This is a genomic window from Protofrankia sp. Cr1 (assembly GCF_963555865.1).
Taxonomy (GTDB): domain Bacteria; phylum Actinomycetota; class Actinomycetes; order Frankiales; family Frankiaceae; genus Protofrankia.
In genome coordinates, this window is record NZ_CAUVXO010000553.1 from 1 (window position 1) to 3,363 (window position 3,363).

The window sequence follows — 3,363 nt, forward strand, 5'->3', positions numbered from 1 at the left end:
GGTCCATAGCGGCACAGCAGGAGAAGGTCCTGGCCTTCCTCGCGACCCACCCCACCTATTCTCAGCTCCGTCCCGGAACCGGCGGCGCCACCAGACCCCGGTTTCTCGCCTGGCTGACCACCCGCCGGGGAACCCGGCGGCGCTTTCGCCAGGAATAGAAACCGCGCCGCACACCGGCACCCGAGGAAGGAAGGGCACAATGCCGCGCTCGACCGCGCGCCGTACCACCACGAAACGAACCCAGCAGGCCGTCGCCGCCCAGCGCCGCCACCGCGACGCCCGCTCCGACCGCACCGACGAACTCACCGCCATCGAGACCGAACTCGCCCAGACCGACCAGGCCATCGACCGCTACCTGGGCGCCTTCGAGCGCGGTACCCTCGACGAAGAGATCCTCGCCGACCGGCTCGGCATGCTGCGGACCAAGCAGAAGCAGCTGCGGCACCGGCAAGCCGAACTCACCGAAGAGATCGACGACGAACCGGTCATGCCGGCCCGCTCCACCCTCCGTACGGTCGTCCAGCACATCGAGACGATCATCGAGACGGGCGACGACCTCCAACGCAAGGCCCTCGTCGAAGCCCTCGTCGCCGAAGTGAAGATCCTCGGACCCGACCGGCTCGTACCGATCTTCAAAGTCCCCAGACCCGACACTTCCGGGGGCACCGCCAACGTAGAGACTGGAGACACAGACCGACCCAAGCCAACCCGACCAGCCACGAAAAACGCCCCCCACAGGGCCGCCGCAGCCGTCCTACCAGCCACAACGCCCCCGAAGGGAGCGGTTCGCGCAATGCCTACATTGGTGGGCCTGCGGGGGCTCGAACCGCAGACTTCGGGGCGCGGGCGACACGGGGGACGAGGGAAGGCGGCGGGGCCTGGAGCGTCCCTCCCGCCTGGCGCGGACGGCCCGTTTGATCCGGGAATGCTCCGGCAGATAGTGCATCACGTCGGTGTTGATCCCGACGACTCCGGGGCTTTGATCGATCTCGCGGCGGTCGCGGTGGCGCGACTGGCGTGGCGTGATGGTCCGGTCGAGGACTGGCACGCGGGCCGCGACAGCCGGCCTGATGACGCGGAGATGATGCGAGCGAATGCGGCCATCACCCGGCTCGCACGCGACCTTATGACCACGCATCTGCCTGGCCTGTCGCCGGGCGGGCAGGAGACCGTGCGTGGCGAAAGCCCAGGGGAGGTGTTCGCGGCCATCGCAGGCGCCCTCACCGCTCCGGATCTTCGACTGCCCGACGGGCGGAGTCTTTCTGACGTTGCTCCGGACCGTGCCAGTCTCAAGCGGTACCGCCGCACGGTCCGGACGTGGTGCGCCCGGTGGGCCACCATCACAAACAAGATCGGGCCACAGGCCGTGCTGCTGTTCCTGGCGTCGTGGACGCTCACGACGTGCCGGCACTGGTGGCTCGGCCCTGACTGGCCCGCGATCGTGGAACGCTTCCTGCAGCACCTCAACGACACCGAACCCGGCGACGATCTCCCGTCATCCAAGGACGGAGACGCGCTGGCGGACCGCGCGGTGCTGCGCAGCCAGTTGCTCGCGGGGCCAGATCAGCTCAGCGCCGATGCTGCCGCGTTCTGCCTCCGCCATGGCCTCGGCCGCCACGTCCTGCCCGGGTCGGAGACCCGGTGAAGGACGACGAAGCCGACGAGACACCCCGTCCCTTCGAGGTCGTCGTCCCTGACCAGCCGCCGGTCGTGACTCCGGGTCTGGCCGCAGCACTGTTACGGCTGATCCGCCGCCGGCTCGCCAGCCAGACCCTCGCCCAGCACTCCCCCGCCCCTCCCCCGCCACCGACTGACGACGGGGTGGAACGAAAGGCTTCCTGACCTTGACCAGCTTCGCTTTCTACGGACGCGTCTCCACCGAAGATCAACAAGACCCCGCGTCCTCGCTCGCATGGCAGCTCACCCGCGCCCGCGCCCTCACCGACACCCACGGCGAGATCGTCACCGAGTACTTCGACATCGGCCAGTCTCGATCGATCCCGTGGAAACGCCGCCCCCAGGCCGCTCTCCTCCTCGCCGCGCTGCGCGACCCCGGTCGCGGCTTCGACGCGGTCGTGATCGGCGAACCCCACCGTGCGTTCTACGGCAACCAGTACAGCCTCGTGCACCCCGTCTTCGAACACTACGGCGTCGCCTTCTGGGTGCCCGAGGTCGGCGGACCGATCGACCCCACCTCCGAAGCCCACGACCTGATCATGTCCGTGTTCGGCGGCATGTCCAAAGGAGAACGCAACCGCATCAAGATTCGGGTCCGGACCGCGATGGCCGCCCAGGCCAAAACCGAAGGCCGCTACCTCGGCGGCAGGCCACCCTACGGCTACCGCATCGCCGACGCCGGACCACACCCCAACCCAGCCAAAGCCGCCGACGGCAAACGCCTCCACGTTCTGGAACCGGACCCCGTCACCAGCCCCATCACCGCCAGGATCTTCCGTGAATACGCCGCGGGCCGCGGGCTGTACGCGATCGCCGAAGGACTTACCGCCGACGGCATTTCCAGCCCGTCCGCCTATGACCCGGTGCGTAACCCCCACCGCTCCGGCATCGCCTGGTCCAAAGCTGCGCTACGCGCGATCCTGACCAACCCCCGCTACACCGGCCGCCAAGTCTGGAACCGCCAACGCAAAGACGAGATCCTCCTCGACGTCGAGGACGTCGCCCTCGGCTACGAAACCCGGATGCGCTGGAACGACCCGAACGTCTGGATCTACTCGGCCGCCGTCGTCCACCCGCCACTCGTCGACGACGAGACCTTCACTCAGGTCCAGGCCCGCTACAACGTTCGCAGAGTCGATCCGAGCGGACCGCGCGAACCCAAGCGCACCCGGCACCCCTACCAGCTGCGAGGCCTCATGCACTGCGGGATCTGCCGGCGGCGGATGCAGGGCAGCTGGAACAACGGCAAACCCCACTACCGCTGCGTCTACCCCGACCAGTACGCCCTGGCCAACCACATCCACCACCCCCGCAGCGTCTACGTCCGCGAGGAACTCATCGTCCCCCACCTCGACCGCTGGCTCGCCCGAGTCTTCACCCCACCCCGACTCACCGCCACCATCGCTGCACTCACCGCAGCCCAAGACGACGACACCGATCTCCGTCATGACGCCCCCCTCGCGCAGGCCCGGCGCACCATCGCTGACTGCGACGCCAAGCTCGAGCGTTACCGGCTCGCCCTCGAAGCCGGCACCGACCCCACCCTCGTCGCCCGCTGGACCGCCAAGGTCAACACCGAACGCACCGCCGCCCAAGCCCGCCTCCGCGCCAGCACCCGCCGCCAACGCATGACCAAACAGGAAATCAGCGACATGGTCACCACCATGGGCGACATCGTCGCCGTCC

3 protein-coding genes are annotated in these 3,363 nt (G+C 68.6%); all 3 read left to right on the top strand.

Annotation, left to right across the window (positions count from 1 at the left end):
• The first annotated feature begins 199 nt into the window (after positions 1-199).
• Positions 200-1,645 carry a hypothetical protein gene (locus tag U9980_RS25650; RefSeq protein WP_322770279.1) on the top strand — a complete coding sequence of 482 codons (1,446 nt, stop codon included), beginning with the start codon at positions 200-202 and terminating at the stop codon, positions 1,643-1,645.
• A complete protein-coding gene (locus tag U9980_RS25655) occupies positions 1,642-1,842 on the top strand; it encodes a hypothetical protein (protein WP_322770280.1) in 201 nt (66 codons plus the stop codon). The genes U9980_RS25650 and U9980_RS25655 overlap by 4 nt, the downstream gene beginning before the upstream one ends.
• 2 nt (positions 1,843-1,844) lie before the next feature.
• The coding region (locus tag U9980_RS25660) for a recombinase family protein (RefSeq protein ID WP_322770281.1) at positions 1,845-3,363 on the top strand (1,519 nt) is incomplete at its 3' end.